The sequence below is a fragment of the Paenibacillus sp. YAF4_2 genome, from assembly GCF_052113225.1.
GTDB lineage: Bacteria > Bacillota > Bacilli > Paenibacillales > Paenibacillaceae > Pristimantibacillus.
Genome location: NZ_JBFRCT010000009.1, coordinates 193,861 through 209,257, shown reverse-complemented (window position 1 = coordinate 209,257; position 15,397 = coordinate 193,861). Strand labels below are relative to the sequence as shown.

The 15,397-nt window shown below is 45.5% G+C and carries 17 protein-coding genes and 1 tRNA gene; 10 read left to right on the top strand and 8 right to left on the bottom strand.

Annotated features, from left to right (window positions below; genetic code table 11):
- Window positions 1-55 precede the first annotated feature (55 nt).
- Both AB4Y93_RS21215 and AB4Y93_RS21210 read left to right on the top strand, forming a co-directional pair.
- Window positions 56-1,525 (top strand): aminotransferase class I/II-fold pyridoxal phosphate-dependent enzyme, encoded by a 1,470-nt coding sequence (locus AB4Y93_RS21215; RefSeq protein ID WP_441894844.1) that lies wholly within the window; start codon window positions 56-58, stop codon window positions 1,523-1,525.
- Between the two features lie 121 nt (window positions 1,526-1,646).
- Complete coding sequence (locus tag AB4Y93_RS21210) at window positions 1,647-2,045, top strand: DUF1885 family protein (RefSeq protein ID WP_167277866.1); 399 nt, start codon at window positions 1,647-1,649, stop codon at window positions 2,043-2,045.
- Window positions 2,046-2,136: 91 nt separating this feature from the next.
- Here AB4Y93_RS21210 and AB4Y93_RS21205 read toward each other — a convergent pair whose 3' ends face one another.
- The 3 genes from AB4Y93_RS21205 to AB4Y93_RS21195 all read right to left on the bottom strand — a co-directional run bounded on the left by AB4Y93_RS21205 (window position 2,137) and on the right by AB4Y93_RS21195 (window position 3,522).
- The gene (locus AB4Y93_RS21205) at window positions 2,137-2,457 is read right to left on the bottom strand and encodes a DUF1292 domain-containing protein (protein WP_167277864.1); all 321 of its coding nucleotides are present in this window, start codon (window positions 2,455-2,457) and stop codon (window positions 2,137-2,139) included.
- 120 nt (window positions 2,458-2,577) lie between these two features.
- Window positions 2,578-3,147, bottom strand: a complete 570-nt coding sequence (locus AB4Y93_RS21200) for a stalk domain-containing protein (protein ID WP_441894841.1) — start codon at window positions 3,145-3,147, stop codon at window positions 2,578-2,580.
- 159 nt (window positions 3,148-3,306) lie between these two features.
- Window positions 3,307-3,522 carry a hypothetical protein gene (locus tag AB4Y93_RS21195; RefSeq protein WP_441894840.1) on the bottom strand — a complete coding sequence of 72 codons (216 nt, stop codon included), beginning with the start codon at window positions 3,520-3,522 and terminating at the stop codon, window positions 3,307-3,309.
- A 130-nt stretch (window positions 3,523-3,652) separates the two neighbouring features.
- Between AB4Y93_RS21195 and AB4Y93_RS21190 the strand changes: the two genes are divergently transcribed.
- Both AB4Y93_RS21190 and AB4Y93_RS21185 read left to right on the top strand, forming a co-directional pair.
- Window positions 3,653-4,378 (top strand): MBL fold metallo-hydrolase, encoded by a 726-nt coding sequence (locus tag AB4Y93_RS21190; protein ID WP_441894838.1) that lies wholly within the window; start codon window positions 3,653-3,655, stop codon window positions 4,376-4,378.
- 171 nt (window positions 4,379-4,549) lie between these two features.
- A complete protein-coding gene (locus AB4Y93_RS21185) occupies window positions 4,550-4,780 on the top strand; it encodes a DUF3892 domain-containing protein (protein ID WP_441894836.1) in 231 nt (76 codons plus the stop codon).
- 50 nt (window positions 4,781-4,830) lie between these two features.
- Here the strand turns inward: AB4Y93_RS21185 and AB4Y93_RS21180 are convergent, their stop codons facing one another.
- Window positions 4,831-4,995, bottom strand: a complete 165-nt coding sequence (locus AB4Y93_RS21180; protein WP_441894834.1) for a hypothetical protein — start codon at window positions 4,993-4,995, stop codon at window positions 4,831-4,833.
- A gap of 246 nt (window positions 4,996-5,241) precedes the next feature.
- Here AB4Y93_RS21180 and AB4Y93_RS21175 point away from each other — a divergent pair, with 246 nt between their 5' ends.
- The 4 genes from AB4Y93_RS21175 (at window position 5,242) to AB4Y93_RS21160 (ending at window position 8,604) form a co-directional block, all read left to right on the top strand.
- A complete protein-coding gene (locus tag AB4Y93_RS21175) occupies window positions 5,242-6,504 on the top strand; it encodes a plastocyanin/azurin family copper-binding protein (RefSeq protein ID WP_441894833.1) in 1,263 nt (420 codons plus the stop codon).
- Between the two features lie 10 nt (window positions 6,505-6,514).
- Window positions 6,515-7,207, top strand: a complete 693-nt coding sequence (locus AB4Y93_RS21170) for a cupredoxin domain-containing protein (protein WP_441894832.1) — start codon at window positions 6,515-6,517, stop codon at window positions 7,205-7,207.
- Window positions 7,208-7,294: 87 nt separating this feature from the next.
- A complete protein-coding gene (locus tag AB4Y93_RS21165; protein WP_167277848.1) occupies window positions 7,295-7,867 on the top strand; it encodes an RNA polymerase sigma factor in 573 nt (190 codons plus the stop codon).
- Window positions 7,864-8,604, top strand: coding sequence for an anti-sigma factor (locus AB4Y93_RS21160; RefSeq protein ID WP_441894830.1), 741 nt, complete (start codon window positions 7,864-7,866; stop codon window positions 8,602-8,604). Before AB4Y93_RS21165 ends, AB4Y93_RS21160 begins: the two co-directional genes overlap by 4 nt.
- 48 nt (window positions 8,605-8,652) lie before the next feature.
- On the opposite strand, the gene AB4Y93_RS21155 is transcribed toward AB4Y93_RS21160, so the two are convergent.
- Together AB4Y93_RS21155 and AB4Y93_RS21150 are read right to left on the bottom strand one after the other, a co-directional pair.
- The gene (locus AB4Y93_RS21155) at window positions 8,653-8,991 is read right to left on the bottom strand and encodes a cupin domain-containing protein (RefSeq protein ID WP_441894828.1); all 339 of its coding nucleotides are present in this window, start codon (window positions 8,989-8,991) and stop codon (window positions 8,653-8,655) included.
- Complete coding sequence (locus tag AB4Y93_RS21150) at window positions 8,939-10,117, bottom strand: acyltransferase family protein (protein WP_441894826.1); 1,179 nt, start codon at window positions 10,115-10,117, stop codon at window positions 8,939-8,941. The genes AB4Y93_RS21155 and AB4Y93_RS21150 overlap by 53 nt, the downstream gene beginning before the upstream one ends.
- Before the next feature lie 168 nt (window positions 10,118-10,285).
- Here AB4Y93_RS21150 and AB4Y93_RS21145 point away from each other — a divergent pair.
- A tRNA-Val gene (locus tag AB4Y93_RS21145) sits at window positions 10,286-10,358 on the top strand.
- Window positions 10,359-10,457: 99 nt separating this feature from the next.
- On the opposite strand, the gene AB4Y93_RS21140 is transcribed toward AB4Y93_RS21145, so the two are convergent.
- Both AB4Y93_RS21140 and AB4Y93_RS21135 read right to left on the bottom strand, forming a co-directional pair.
- Entirely contained in the window at window positions 10,458-11,969 is a 1,512-nt protein-coding gene (locus AB4Y93_RS21140) for a response regulator transcription factor (protein WP_441894824.1), read from the bottom strand.
- An 85-nt stretch (window positions 11,970-12,054) separates the two neighbouring features.
- Entirely contained in the window at window positions 12,055-13,824 is a 1,770-nt protein-coding gene (locus AB4Y93_RS21135) for a sensor histidine kinase (protein WP_441894822.1), read from the bottom strand.
- 151 nt (window positions 13,825-13,975) lie between these two features.
- Here AB4Y93_RS21135 and AB4Y93_RS21130 point away from each other — a divergent pair, with 151 nt between their 5' ends.
- Window positions 13,976-15,298: an ABC transporter substrate-binding protein gene (locus tag AB4Y93_RS21130; protein WP_441894820.1), complete on the top strand. Its 1,323-nt coding sequence runs from the start codon at window positions 13,976-13,978 to the stop codon at window positions 15,296-15,298.
- Window positions 15,299-15,397 lie beyond the last annotated feature (99 nt).

Below are 15,397 nucleotides of genomic sequence, written 5' to 3'. Positions count from 1 at the left end.
AACTTTGTTTGTACAATAGACAATAGACGACATTCGAAAGGCAGGGACGAAAGCGATGGATCATAACAAAACCCCGCTCTTCAGCGCACTCCGCCGCCATGCGGAGAACGATCCGGTACAATTTCATATTCCGGGGCATAAGAAAGGTCTCGGCAGCGATACTGAGTTTCGCGAATTTATCGGCGACAACGCCTTGTCGATCGATCTTATAAATATTGCTCCGCTTGATGACTTGCATCAGCCAACCGGCGTTATTGAAGAAGCGCAAAAACTTGCAGCCGATGCCTTTGGCGCCGATTACACCTACTTCTCCGTTCAAGGAACAAGTGGCGCGATTATTACAATGATTCTTACGGTCTGCTCGCCAGGTGATAAAATTATCGTACCCCGCAATGTGCACAAATCGGTTATGGCTGCGATTATTTTCGCTGGTGCACGCCCTGTATTCATCTCGCCTGCACGCGATTCGAATCTGGGGATCGATCATGGCATTACAACTCGTTCGGTAAAACGCGCGCTCGACCGTCATCCTGACGCGAAAGCTGTTCTTGTCATTAACCCGACATACTTTGGCATATGCGCAAACCTGAAGGAGATTGTAGATCTCGTCCACAGCTACGATATTCCTGTTCTGGTTGATGAAGCTCATGGCGTACTTATCCATTTCCATGAGAAATTGCCGATGTCCGCAATGCAAGCAGGCGCTGACATGGCGGCAACAAGCGTACATAAGCTGGGTGGGTCGATGACACAAAGCTCAGTTCTTAACGTACGCAAAGGCCGTATTAATCCGTTCCGGATTCAGACGATCCTTAGTATGCTGACAACCACATCCACCTCATATATTCTGCTTGCATCGCTGGATACTTCCCGCCGCAACCTGGCTATTAATGGACATGAAATTGCAGAACGCGCAATTGGACTTGCCCAATATGCTCGTGAGCAAATCAATAAGATCCCGGGTCTGGAATGCTTCGGAGAAGATATTCTTGGCGATGAAGCAACCTATGACTATGACCCAACCAAGGTAACGATTCATGTTCGTCACTTAGGTGTTACGGGTTACGAAGTAGAGAACTGGCTCCGTGATCACTACAATGTAGAGATCGAGATGAGTGACATGTATAACATTCTTTGCCTAGTTACGCCAGGAGATACGTCCGATTCCATTGATAAACTACTTATTTCACTTCGTGGTCTATCCGAAGCGTTCCATGAAGGGGCTGAGGCCCGCGAGCTGGTTGTCAAAATTCCGGAAATTCCACAGCTCTCCTTAACCCCTCGCGATGCCTTCTATGGCGAGACTGAGGTTGTTCCTTTCAAGGAATCTGCTGGCCGAATTATTGCAGAATTTATTTATGTGTACCCGCCGGGTATTCCAATTTTGCTGCCGGGTGAAGTTATCTCGCAAAAAAACATCGACTACATCGTCGATCATGTTGAGGTTGGCCTCCCTGTTAAAGGGCCGGAAGACCGCAGCATTCAGTTTGTTAAAGTAATTGTCGAGGAAAATGCGATATTCTAACGAAATACAGCCGGCTGCAGTCCCTCATCAGGGTCATGCAGCCGGCTTTTTGTATACCTGCCTATTCCACTTATTGTAAACCTTCTGAGCTGCATGCTATGATGAGATGGGGGTGGGACGAATGAGTCAAAGCGCAGTGATTAAGCTTGTTCAAGGGTCTGCCGTAAGTGAACTATCGCTAGAAGAATTAAAGGAAAAGCTCCTGCATTACCGTGATCAAACCGCATTAACAGGAACCCAGCTCGATTGGGATTACGCAGCTTCAGCCTTTCCGTATACGATCGAGTCCAAGCAGGATGACCGCTGGTTTTACTTGCAAGGCACGAATCCGGGTTACAAATACATCATCTTTGGTAATGGTACGGATGATCCTTCATCGGTTCAAGTCGTGCTGCCGGACGGTTCAACCCATGGCGACAAGGCGAAGGCCAATGAGCTGTGCAAATATTTAGCGAAACAGCTTCAGGCCGAGCTTACGATGTTTAACGGCCGAACTATTTATTATAATCCGCGAAAATAAGGAGCCTCTACTGAGGTATAAAAAACACCCGTCTTACCGGGCAGCTGCAGCAGCAGTTACTCGAATAAGACGGGTGTTCTAGTAGGAGCTATTAAGCCTCTTTGTTCTCGTTCTCTGTTTTTGCGATTTCTTCGTAGATCGCTGTTACACGTTCCCACTCTGCATCGTCTTCGATTCCAACGAGGAATGCCTCTTCGTTCTCTTCTTCGATACGGAAGATAACACCGTCTGCTTCTGGGTCGTTACGATCCAGCAATACAGCATATACGTTATTCTCCGATTCAAATGTATAGACCATGACCATTTCACGCTCTTGGCCTTCGTCGTCTGTCACGATGAACACATGCTCATCATGTTCATGATCTTGTCCGCAACCGCAGTCTTCGCCGTGCTCATGTTGATGCTCGCTCATGGAATTACCCCATTTCAGTTAATTATACATACTAACGTATCGTACCATGTGAAGGAACGGCGGTCAAACAAAAGACGCCTTGCTGCTGTATTCACAGCAACAGGCGTCCTATATTAACAGCTATTGGGAAGAAATCAGCTTCTCCGACACGACTGTCCAGTCATCTGATGGTGATGTCTTCAAATAAAATCGAACGGCGTATTTCCCTGCAAACTCAAAGTTATATTTGATATCTTCGGTCCGATACCAGAAGTTATCCTTCGTAATATTCACGTTCTGAGTTTGAATAACCTTCTCTGTGCCGTAAGGATCCGTAATCGATACTTTCACGGCTGAAATGTCCGTTGTCAAGTTATCGATCTGAGAGAAAACGTTAAACGTATATTTATTTCCTTTGTCCACATTGCCAAAGATCACTTTATCCTGGAATAAAATCATATGAACATTAGGCTTATTAATCGTCGCTTTCTTGCTCTGATTATCCCAGTCGACTAGTGCATGCAGACTGTTTGCCATTTGGCGCAGCGGCAAATACGTCTTGCCGTCTACAACAATTCCACCGTCATCAAGCTCACTGCCATTTACAATTACTCGTACCTTTTGTACTGCCGAATCGGCAAATATAAATGTACCACCGCATACCGACAAAATAGCGAGCAGAATGGCTACTTTTTTAAATCTGACCAACATTTGCTGATAACCCTCCATCCGTTTTGTCTGGATGAAAAGTTATACTCGGAATTTCGTCCAAAGTTGCGCACAAGCCTAAAAGTTTTTAACAGCTAACAGGATTATCCTAGAGCTGTCAAAAGCTGTAGAATCATGCGCTTGCCCAGGAAATATTCATCCTTATTTGTACGTGCGAGTCAAGATACAAGGAACACCTTTCCCTACCGCTCCGGGCTCCTGCATCCGCCTCCAATAGTTCATTCCCCGCTCACAAGGCGTTTTGCATACTCCACATGTATCAGATAATACAAGCTTGTAATGATACTGCTTTTTCTCACTAGTCTTTTTCTTCTTGACGACTTTGCCTTTGCCTTTGGCCGCTGCTGCTGCACTCATCGCTTCCTTCAGTCCTCCCGCCGTTATGCTACTGCATTATATGTAGGCGCAGGCAAAAGTGCATCTGTTGTTTGTCATCAAGATACTCATTTGATAAAGTGGAAGAAAATGTACCGGGGAGGGCTCCAAATTGCAAATTCAAATGTTAGGCACAGGTGGTGCTTTTGCGAAAAAATACGCGAACAATAATGCGCTGGTTAAGGTAGATGGCTTTAAGCTGCTTGTCGATTGCGGCATTACTTTACCACGATCGCTGCATGATGCTGGCTATTCGTTTGATGATTTAGACGCTGTACTTATCAGCCATATGCATGCCGACCATGTTGGGGGACTTGAGGAATATGCGTTCCAGATGATGTTCCGCTATGGCAAGAAGCCTGTCCTTTATATCGCGGATACCCTTGTGGAGCCATTGTGGGAACAGACGCTTCGAGGAGGACTTACTCAGGAACCGCTTACGGCCATAACCGATTTCTTCGACGTCCGGCCTATTAAAGAAGGCGAAGAGTATGAGATTCATCCCGGGATTAAAGTGAAGCTTATCCTTACCGATCATATTGCCGGCAAACTCAGCTACTCCTTCCTCTTTAACGAGCGCTTCTTTTACTCGGCAGATATGAAATTTGATGGTGATTTGCTCAGCCGACTTAGCAATGATGGTGTGGAGACCATTTTCCATGACTGCCAGCTTACTTCTCCCGGGGTTGTACATGCAAGCTTGGATGAGCTGCTGACACTTCCGGAGGTCATACAGGAAAAAGTGAGGCTTATGCATTATCACGATAATATGGAGGAGTTCATTGGTCATACGGGCAAAATGCGCTTCGTTCAGCAGCATGAGGTCTATACCGTATAAGCTTCATTAAAAAGTCAAAAGCAGATATCCACCGCGCTACTGGCGCTGCAAACATCCGCTTTTGTTTTAGTGTATGCAAAAGTGATCCGACTGGTCCAACGCTTATAATTCCGATTCATGCATTTTTTCCACCTAATTGAACCATAATAGCCAATGGGAGGATGATAAAAAATGGATCATTCAGAAGAAGTTGTAGCCGTACGTAAAAACGGAGACGGCGATATCGTGGAGCTGCAGTTAACATCCGGCCGTGTTGTGGATTACAAAACCGCACAATCAATGGTTAAAAATAATGAAATCGCCGGACTAAACGTCTTTAAAGGCCGTGATCATGATGAGCATCTCCGCTCCAACGCGGATGGCCGTACAGACAATAATCTCGACAATTTACCTACGTTCTAAAAACCAGAAAATCGGCTGCCGCGTTTGCGGACAGCCGATTTTTGTTTTCCTCATTTTTTTTTCGTTTCAGGAGGCAGTTTTCTTCGCCACACATGTGTTTGATCATAAGACAAGGAATCCTTCACGACAAACCGAGCAACATAAGCGCTCACCGTACCCACGATGCCAAACAAGCCTAGCAGCCATACGGCCATATAGGCATATTCCTCTGCCAAACGAGACCGCCTCCTATTGTATTGCAAGTGCTTACTATACACGTATGAGTGATTTTCAGGAATTATGCTGTTTTTGTAAAAACTCCGTATCATCTTTCCTGATCAATGTTCATACAATAGCGCGGACAAAAATAGATCTTCGATACCGTTCCCTTCCTCACCTAAAAATTTCCCACTTCCATCAAACCGCATTTTCATTTCCTTCGTTACCTCCTATAAGAGACGATCATTCTTTAAGGAGGATTAATGATGACAACTAAACGATTTATGATGTTTATGTTTTTGGCTGTACTTTTAACCGGCTTATTATCTTCGGTTATTGGCGTAGCTGCGGCTGATCAACCGGCCGCTTCTGTCACAACAGATGCGGAGACAGCTGCCAAGCTGGGATTGCTGCTCGGTGATGGCAACGGTGTAAATGAACCCTACCTCTCGAAGCAAACCACCCGTATGCAAGCTGCCATTATTTCTTTACGCCTGAACGGAAATCTAAAGGAAGCGATGGCGTTTACCCCAGCTTCTAACTTTAAAGATGCAGACAAAGCGGGCAAATCGAATGGACCTATCCTCGCCTATTTGAAACAGCATTCTGAATTAGGCTGGTCTGGCTATCCGGACGGCACCTTCCATCCTAGTGATCCAATCAGCCCCCAACAGCTATATAAAGTACTGCTCGAAAATATCGGCTTCCATTCTGGAACTGAGTTCGCTTATTCCGACACTTTAGCCTTCGCTGCTTCCAAAGGGATGGCTTCTATTGCAACGGTCAACCTCTTGACCAATGCTCATTTGGCTACAGCACTCATTGAAGCCTTGGCTGTTCCTAACGTACAGGGCGACTCGTTTTTTGTTGCACTCCAGAAGAAAGGTGTCATCCCGCAATCGGCAGTGCTCCCACAAGGCAAGGGAATCCAACTAGGAAGCCATAAAGAGTTAGGTACTTATTTGACCGATAACAATGGCATGACTCTGTACTATTTCACGAAGGACGCGGATAATATTAACGCTTGCCAGGGACAATGCCTCGTCAATTGGCCTATCTTCCAATCCGACGAACTTCAGATCCCCGCCTTCCTAAACAAAGCAGACTTCTCAACCATTTCACGAGCTGATGGAACAAAGCAATGGGCTTACAAAGGCTACCCACTTTACACCTTTATCCAGGATAAGAAGCCAGGTGATGTGCTTGGTCAGAACGTCAACAAAGTATGGTTCGTCATTGATCCTTCTGCCTTTAAAGGAATGGCAGCAGAAGTGAAGTCGTATCAAATTGACATCAAACAGTTCTCGTTTGGAACAGAGCCCTTGACTGTTGAAGCAGGCTCCAAGATCACTTTCACCAATTATGATGAGATGGAACATAACGCAGTAGCCGTTGACAGCAGCTTTAAAGTACCTATGCTAAAAACCGGAGAATCCTATACGATTACGCTAGATAAGACAGGAACATATAGTTACTTTTGCGAGCTGCACAAGTCGTTTATGACGGGAACCATAATTGTGAAATGAGGGATGGACGATGAAATGGAAACAGCAGCATAAAGGTTTACTGACCCTGTTATCCGGACTAATATTCGTGCTTCTTCTGGCAGCATGCGGCAATTCAGTGGAAAAGGCAGCTTCAACATCATCATCACCATCGCAGGAAACGGCAACGGTTACACCAAGCCAATCTCCTTCAACGACCGCACCAAGTGATGAGCATATGCAGCATGAGTCAGCGAAACCAACGGAGGCGCCAGCGGCAACCTCGGAAATAAAACCAACAGCAAAGCCGCAAGCTTCAGCCACACCATCGCCTAAACCTTCTGCAGCTCCATCATCTTCTCCATCCCATGATGATCATCATGGCGGACGCTCGAATGACGATGATTCTAAAGCATCACCAGGTGCAAGTAATGAGGATCATCCAAAGAGCTCACCCGATGATACGGCCTCCTCAGCAGAGGACGGAAGCAAGGAATATGTCGTTGAGATTTCGAATTTCGCCTTCTCCCCCGCCAAGCTGGAGATCAAGGCAGGAGACCGCGTTACCTTTATAAACAAGGATGAAATTAAACATAGCGCAACTGCAGACGACAGCTCCTTTGACACCGGTCTGCTCGCAGAAAATGAAGACAAAACCGTAACATTTGATGACGCCGGTGAATTCGCCTACCACTGCATGCCTCATCCAGGGATGCAGGCAACGATTGTTGTCTCGGATAAATAGAATGAAATGAGGGATAACCATATGGGGTTATCCCTGTTTTTAGTAGAATAGAGTTATATTATCTATTATCGTGGAGGTCATTATCGTATGCGAGAGCTTACGGATCATCAATTGATGCTGCTCGTACAGAGCAAGCAGAGCGAGGCGCTTTCGATTTTATATGACCGATACTCATCTCTCGTTTATTCCTTTGCCTGGAAAACGTTAAAGGATGAGAGTGTCGCCAGAGAAATCGTGCAGGCCGTTTTTATGCGATTATGGACGACCAAATCGGTCTATAATCCTGAACAGGGTAGGTACTCCAGCTGGCTGCTGACGATCACTCGTAATATTACAACCGACTGGCTGCGCAAGAGACGAAGAGACAATGCTCCCCTTGTTCAGGTCGAACAAGAGCAGCTCGATCGGATTCCAGATCATGTAACGGCAACACCGGAAGCAGCGCTGCTAAACAGCTCCGTGAAGGATCAGATCAGAAGTGCTTACGGCAACTTGTCAGAGCAGCAGATTCATTTGCTTGAGCATTTCTACTGGCAGGGCTATACCATAAGCGAGCTTGCAACCATTTACAATCAGCCGATAGGAACGGTTAAGAATCGTCTGCATCAGACGTTAAAAATATTACGCAGGCATCTTGTAGCCGAAGGAGAGCAATCATGAAGCAGCAAAATGTGACGGTATGCCAATATGTTCTGGACTATATATCCGGCGTTTGCTCCGATAAAGAGAAAAAAGCTTTCGAGCGGCATCTTCCAGGCTGCCTGTCTTGTCAGACCGAATTAGCAGAGCTGCGCTTGGTATGGGACTCCCTCCCTTCCGATATGGAATTGATCAATCCACCTGGCGATTTGAAGCAGCAGGTCATGGATGCCGCTCTTGCTGCCGTTACGCCGCCTGCATCCAAGCGTTCCTTCCGTAAGCTGTCATGGGGTGCAGCAGCAGCCGCAATACTAGCCGTCTTTATCGCGGGTACGGCATGGAATATAAACCACCTCTATAACAACCGCAGCAGCACAGCGATCATTCCAATAGAAAAGGCTTTATCCGTCTCAGCATCCCAGATAAATGAGCTCATTTCCTTAAAGCCTATGTCTGAAGATGTGGCCTCCTCCTATGCTGTCGCTTGTATCGTCGATAACGGAAGCAATAAACAATTTGTTGTTTATGTATTTGGTGCGCCCGCTTCGAAGGGTGATTCGGTCTATCAAGTATGGCTGAACCACTCCGGTCAGAAAGATAGTGCAGGTACTTTCCGAGTTGATGAGCAAGGCATTGGTGTATTAGCTATGCCAGTTGCAAGCGAAACTCTTGCTTTTGATTCGATTGGTATCACTCTCGAACCTGATGAACACGGTGACCAGCCTCGAGGAACGAGAGTTTACAGCTCAGTCTCCTGAATACAAAAAAACCGCCATCCGTACGGAAAGGTACGAATGGCGGTTGTCTTATGCAGGGAATCTGTCCCCTCTTGTCGTTGGTTCCGAAATCACAAGGAACTGGATATCGCTGTCCGACTTATTGAACATCTGATGCGGGATATGTGGAGCAACATGAATTCCCTCATGCTGATGCAGCTCATGCACCTCACCGGCAATCTCAATGGTCGCCGTCCCCTCTAGCACGAAGAAAAACTGCTGTGATTCCTCATGATAGTGCCTTTCTTCAGCGGTATGTGCCGGCATACGCTCATAGATGATGCTTAGATCCTGCGCTTTAAGCAAATGCCAACCGTCACATTGGTCCCCCCATATGTAATGCTCTGCGTTTTGTCTGCTCGTCTTCATGTCTGCTTCTCCTTGATGTCCAATCTCTACCGAGCTTCATAGAAGGTAATTCGAGTAACCGATAAGAAACATAGGCTCCAATTAGGGAGGTTATCAACGTAATCATTTCAATTGCCCATATTGGCATAATATTATGTAGAAGATAAATAAAAGTCAATAAAATAACGGCATGGAGCAAATAAAGGGAGTAAGATATTTTTCCTAGAAAAGCGATCGGCTTTATATGAAGCATTCTAGATAATCTATTTATGGATAATGAAGATAGAATGAGTAACACAACTCCAATCGTAATTCCCCAGTCGGCCGCTAAGCTGATCCACGCACCGTCAATCTTCAATAGCTTTCTTACAACCGTATCACTGATACCGGCATAAGTGTAGCAAAGCAACCCTCCTGCAAATACGGTAAGCTTAATCATTCGAGATAAGCCACTCATTCGCTGAAGTAGACTCTCCCTATTCTTAGCAAGCAACGCACCTATCATAAACATCCCGATGTAATGCAGCGTGTACAAATAATTCGTTGAAATAGGGTTCTGGTTTGACATCGTAAATATCAGGTTACCTAAATACGAGAACAGAGACAAACCAATTGCAATCGCCAGATTCATCTTCCATCCATATCGAATGATAAATATCATCACCAGCGGGAAAACAATCGAGATCCGCATCTCCTGTGTCAAGGACCATATAACCGGATTAATAGCCGTCTCCATGTACTCAGGAACAAGCAGCAGCTCACGAAGCACCGTATTAAAGGTTAGTGGCTCCGTCCACCATTCCAATTGAAGTCCATCAAAGCTTAGATTCGGAACATACACAAGCTTATAAAGCAGAAGGCTGAACAACAGTATAATCAAAAAAGGAACATAAATTCGACAAATTCGTTTCACTATATAAGTGGAGTAAATAAACTTTTTATTCGAGTAAAAGGGAAGCGACAAGACAAAACCGCTAAGCACGAAGAAAAAGATAACCGCCTCGTGACCCGCCTTAAAGATTCGAAACGGCGTGTAATTAAAGCTGTCTACCCAAGTTACAGCACTCAAGATGATAATGAAATGACTAAACACCACGCTTAACGCAGCAAGTCCTCTTAATGAGTCGAGCTCCCCATATCGCTTCATCTTATTCCCCCTATCACACAGTTACTTTTGTTACAAAATGTATCATATAAATCCGATAAATGGAAGCCACTTCCTGATTGGGGAGTTGCTAAAAGGATGTAAAAATTGTGCTCCAATTCTGTTGACAATCATTTTGGATGCTGATATATTAATATCTATCACTCACACGATCTGTTAGCTCAGCTGGGAGAGCACTATCTTGACAGGGTAGGGGTCAGTGGTTCGAGCCCACTACAGATCATACAAATAAAACCCGCTAAGCCTTGTGCTTAGCGGGTTTTATTGATAATTAGCGGTGCATGGATTATCCGTCCATGCACCGCTTTTTCGTTTCTAGCTTCTATTCTAACAAGCTCCCTAATCCGGCATGCTGCTCCTTATATTCGCTTGGGCTTAAACCTGTATGATCCTTGAACACACGGGAGAAATAATGCTGGTCACAGAAGGAAAACGCATCTGCGAGCTCCTTGATTTTCAAATCTGGCTTAGCGCGCAGCTGCTTGCAGGCTTCCTCGATCTTCAGCTCCATGTAATATTGAACGAATGTTGTGTTCGTATAACGCTTTATGATCCGGCTCACATAGGACGCGCTGACATGGAATTTGGCAGCAAGATCATTGATGGAAAGCTGCGAAAATTTATGGAGCTTCACGTAAGCATCCATCTGCTCGAACAACTCTTCTCCGCTTTTCCGGTTGCGCAATTGCAGCAGTTCAAAGTTGTGGGCACACCAGTCCAGACATTGCTCACAGAATCTCTGGTAGCTGTCTTCCTCCAACATTTCTTTGACTGCTACTGCCGCTGCCAGCCTTTCCTCCGGTCCGCTGCTCGGCAAAGCATGGACAAAAGCATCTCCGATCGCGGCTATAAGCTTCTCCAGATCGTAATAACGGGTATGCTCGTTATAAGAGATTTGCAGATACTCACGGAGCTTCATCAAGAATGGCTGTGACTGGCGCTGTTCAATCATATCGGTAAAGCTTCTAATCATCTCTTCCTTCCCTGTTTGTTCAGGAATGCGATAATCCGTATCCAACAGCACTCTCTTATCGAGCAGCGTTTCTTGATCGAGTAAATATTTCAATCTGTCATATTGAAGCTGCAGCTGGCTCATATCAACCGGCTGGAATCGTCCCGCCATGGCGATCTCAATACCAACACTCAGCAGCTGACGTTCAATAGATTCCATCCAAGCAATCGTTGTGGCGAACCGTTCTTTTAAAGCGGGCTGGACAAAAACAATATAACGGTCCGAATCCTTAGCAGGAAACAACCAGCAGCCTTGCGGCTCGCAAACGGCTTGGAGCACCGTTTGCAGCGTTTCCATCTTCCAATTGCCCAAATTCGGGCTAAACGGCTGTCTGCCAATCAGAAACAGCGAAACAGGCTGTTCATGAAATTGCGGTCCAAGACGCAAGCCGGATAGAAAAGCAGCAGGCGCAATCGACTTCAGGGGTTCAAGGCTATATTCCAGCTTTTCCGCGATCGAATCAACGATCCGTTCCATAACCTCAATCAACTGGTTCCGCTCGACAGGCTTCAGTAAATAATCAAACACCTGTAAATTAATCGCTTTGCGAGTATATTCGAAATCGCTGTAGCTGCTGATAAGCACTACTTTCAGCGACGAATGCAGCTTCTTTGCCTGCTCGATAAGTCCAAGCCCGTCCAACTTGGGCATCCGGATATCGGTAATCAGGATGTCGACAGGCTGCTTCTTCATATAATCCAGTGCCTCTTCCCCATTATAGGCGGTTGCGACGATCTGGATCGGCAGTTCCGATGATTCGAGAAGCGCCTTGATATTTCGTAGTATCGGCTTGCTGTCTTCAGCAATCAAGGCGGTATACATTAGGCTTCTCCTCCTAAAAAGAATTGTTGCTTTATAAGCCATTCTTTGGCGTTTTTATGACAGTTCTTGCTTCGTAAGCATATTCCTAGTAAAAATCTTTTGTGAGAGAGGCGATAATTTGTACGGTTGAACCCTTTTCCTCCCCCGCGTTATTGTACAGGTTGAAAAATAGCCGGTTCTTATACATCAGCTTGAGTCGATTCACCGTATTCACAATTCCCATATTCCCAAAGCTTGACGGCATATGGAGCTCATGCTCCCTCGCTTCGGAATTCGAAATATTATTCATGATTTCATTAATCTTACCGGCTTCAATACCTTCACCATTATCACTGATTTCGATGGCCCAAATCCCGTTATACAGCTTCACCAGAATTTTGATGCGCCAAGGCGGATCGGTATTCGTAAACGCATGCTCGATACAATTTTCAACGAACGGCTGGATGACCAGCCTTGGAAGCTGTATAAGATTTGCGGCAGCATCATCAGCGATAATTTCCCATTCCAGGTCGTTTTCGTAATTATGCTGGACAAGCGATAAATAGTTACGGATATGCTCCAGTTCTTCCGCCAATGAGACATGCTGGTAGGGAGACGTAACGATATAACGCAACGAATCGGACAGATGCTTACACATATCTGATACCGCTTTGTTTTTGCCCTCTTGGGCGGCAATACTAATCAAATATAGCACATTGTGAATAAAATGCGGTGCGATTTGCGATTGAAGAGCCGAGTTTCTCGCCTTCATTTCTTCATGCAGCGCCAGCTTTTCGTTTTCGATTGATTGCTGAAGACGGCCTAACAGCTCCTGGAAGGAATCACTTAAAGCCATCAACTCGTTGTTATGGGAACGGTTATCCACTTTGACATCCAGATTGCTATAGTTAATGCGTGAGATTTGGCCTCGCAGCTTCCGAATCGGCAGCAGCAGATTCCGGGTACTGAAATAGATATATACGAATGAAAACAGCATCAATATGGATATAAACGTAATTGATAAATATTGGACAGAATTGACCGGTCCAAGCACGGCGTGCTTTGGAGTTACAACATAGGTTGTCCAGCCGGTGCTGGCGGATTGATTATAGGCGACATAATTGGAACTGTCGTCCAAATACATGCCGCTGGTCACAGAGTCTGCCGACAGAAGCTCCAGTTTGCTTGGCTCATTGGCATTTTGTGAGCGGGCAATGAATTGATGCTCCTGGTCGATGATATAGACGTCACCAACCGCAACATCTTCCGTTGGAAGTTGCAGCTCGGATTGATCCAATTGAATGGATAGATAGCCAAAAATCTGGCCATTCTGATTGATGATTGCTCTATCAAATGCCGTAATGCCATTAGACTGCTGGTATAAAATATAGTCGTTATTATCCATTTCAGTCTTCAGCTTCGGTTCGATCTTCACCGGGTTCGTCGGATAACCAATGTAGGATGAAAGCGCCCGCCCTTCGAGATCGTAGATGATCATATCTCGTATATCGACGCTGGGGCCGATAGCCTCAAACATCATCCTTTTCAAAGTTCGGCTCTGAGTCAGACCTTCTGCTGAATCCGCTGAATGATAACCTCCAGATAAGGCTGCTGTAACTTGCTCGTTAGACAAAACGCGCTGAGACAGCTGATTCTGGTTTTTAATATATTGGTCCAGCTGTCCGCTGATTTTAGCGGCCGTGAGCTGCTTTTCGTTTTCATTGTTTTCCTTGAGCGGCCTGATTACCTGCCAATTGACATAGGCCAAAAAACAGCAAACTACAAACAAAAGCAAGATGAGAAACATAAGAACTACTTTCGTTTGAAGGCTGGTCTGCCTTGGAACAAATCTGATTTTCTTGCTGATGCCTTTCAAGAATGATAGCCTCCGATTCGATATGAGTTCAGAATTTTACACAGTAATGGTAAAGGTCAAACATGTACCTCCAGGTGAAAAAAACCTACAATTGGATTGTAAACGGATTCAATCGAAGATACAACAACGGGCACCATGAGGGGAGAAAAACATGAAACAAACAACAACACGTAAGCTATCATTAGGCGCAGTAAGCGCAGTACTAGCTCTATCGCTAGCAGCATGTGGAAGCAATAACTCGAATTCAGAAAGCGGAAGCACCGGAAACGCCGGAAGCGGCAAAAAAGTAACGATTGAGCTTGCTCTATCGAAAAGCTCACAGGACTCTGCATTCGTACAGCAAGACCTGCTCGATGAATTCGAGAAACAAACGAATATCAAAGTCAATTTACAGCTGCTTCCAGCAGAGCAAACATCAACCGTGCTCCAAACAAAGCTGGCTGTTAACGAAACGCCGGACATTCTGCAATATAACCTGGCAAGCGCCACAACTGACCTTAATCTCGAGCGCAACTTTGAAATTCTGGATGACCAGCCTTGGGTCAGCCGTCTTCAGAACAAAGACGTCCTGTCCGCATACGGCCATATTTACAGCTTCCATGTAAGCCAAGATACGGGTATGCAAGGGGTTGTCTATAACAAAGATATCTTCAAAGAGCTTGGCCTTGAAGTTCCAAAGACATATGACGAATTCCTTGCGGCTTGTGAGAAAATTAAAGCAGCAGGCTATACGCCAATCTTTATGCCATTCAAAGACAACTGGGCGGCTAACGTAATGCCGGGCGCAGCGTTTGGCGAATACGCAGCCAAAAACGAACCCACTCTCTTTGACGATTTGAATGCAAACAAGAAAAAATGGACAGACATTCCAGCGTTCCAAACGATCCTTGACCAGCAATACGATCTGTATAAAAAAGGCTACACCAATACTGACGTATTAAGCGACAGCTATGACATGGCTGCAGGTAAATTCTTGAACAAGGAAGTAGCTATGATGTTCATGGGTGACTGGCTGATCGAATCGGTTCAGCAACAGGATGCTAACATGAACCTTGGCTTGTTCGCTTACCCTACGGACAACAGCGGCGACGCTTACCTTGGCGCAAGTCCGCTCGGGGGCCAGCTGTTTATTCCGAAAAAAGCGAAGCATATCGAAGAAGCTAAAAAATTCCTTGATTTCATTGCAACAAAAGAAGTTGCACAAGAAATTGTGAACGAGCAAAGCTATGTGTCCAATTTCAGCGACGTAACAACACCGGAGCTTCCTGCTTACAAGCAAGAAATTTTGGACAACTACATTACACCTAAAAAAGTTGCTATGACGATGGACGCTTTCATGCTGGTTGACCGCAGCGAGCTATATAGAAGCCTTCAAGATGAGTTCACGGGCAGCATATCGTCCCAGAAAGTACTTCAAACCTGGAATGATAAGTTTGCCGAGCTGATGAAAGACAAAGGCGAAGCTGGCTTCTAAGCAGCAATAACTATAAAGCAAGTTAAAGACATACCTGCGGCTGCTGTTCAGACAGCGGCCGCTCCTTCTAAAGAATGCAATTGCAAAGCTAGAACTAGA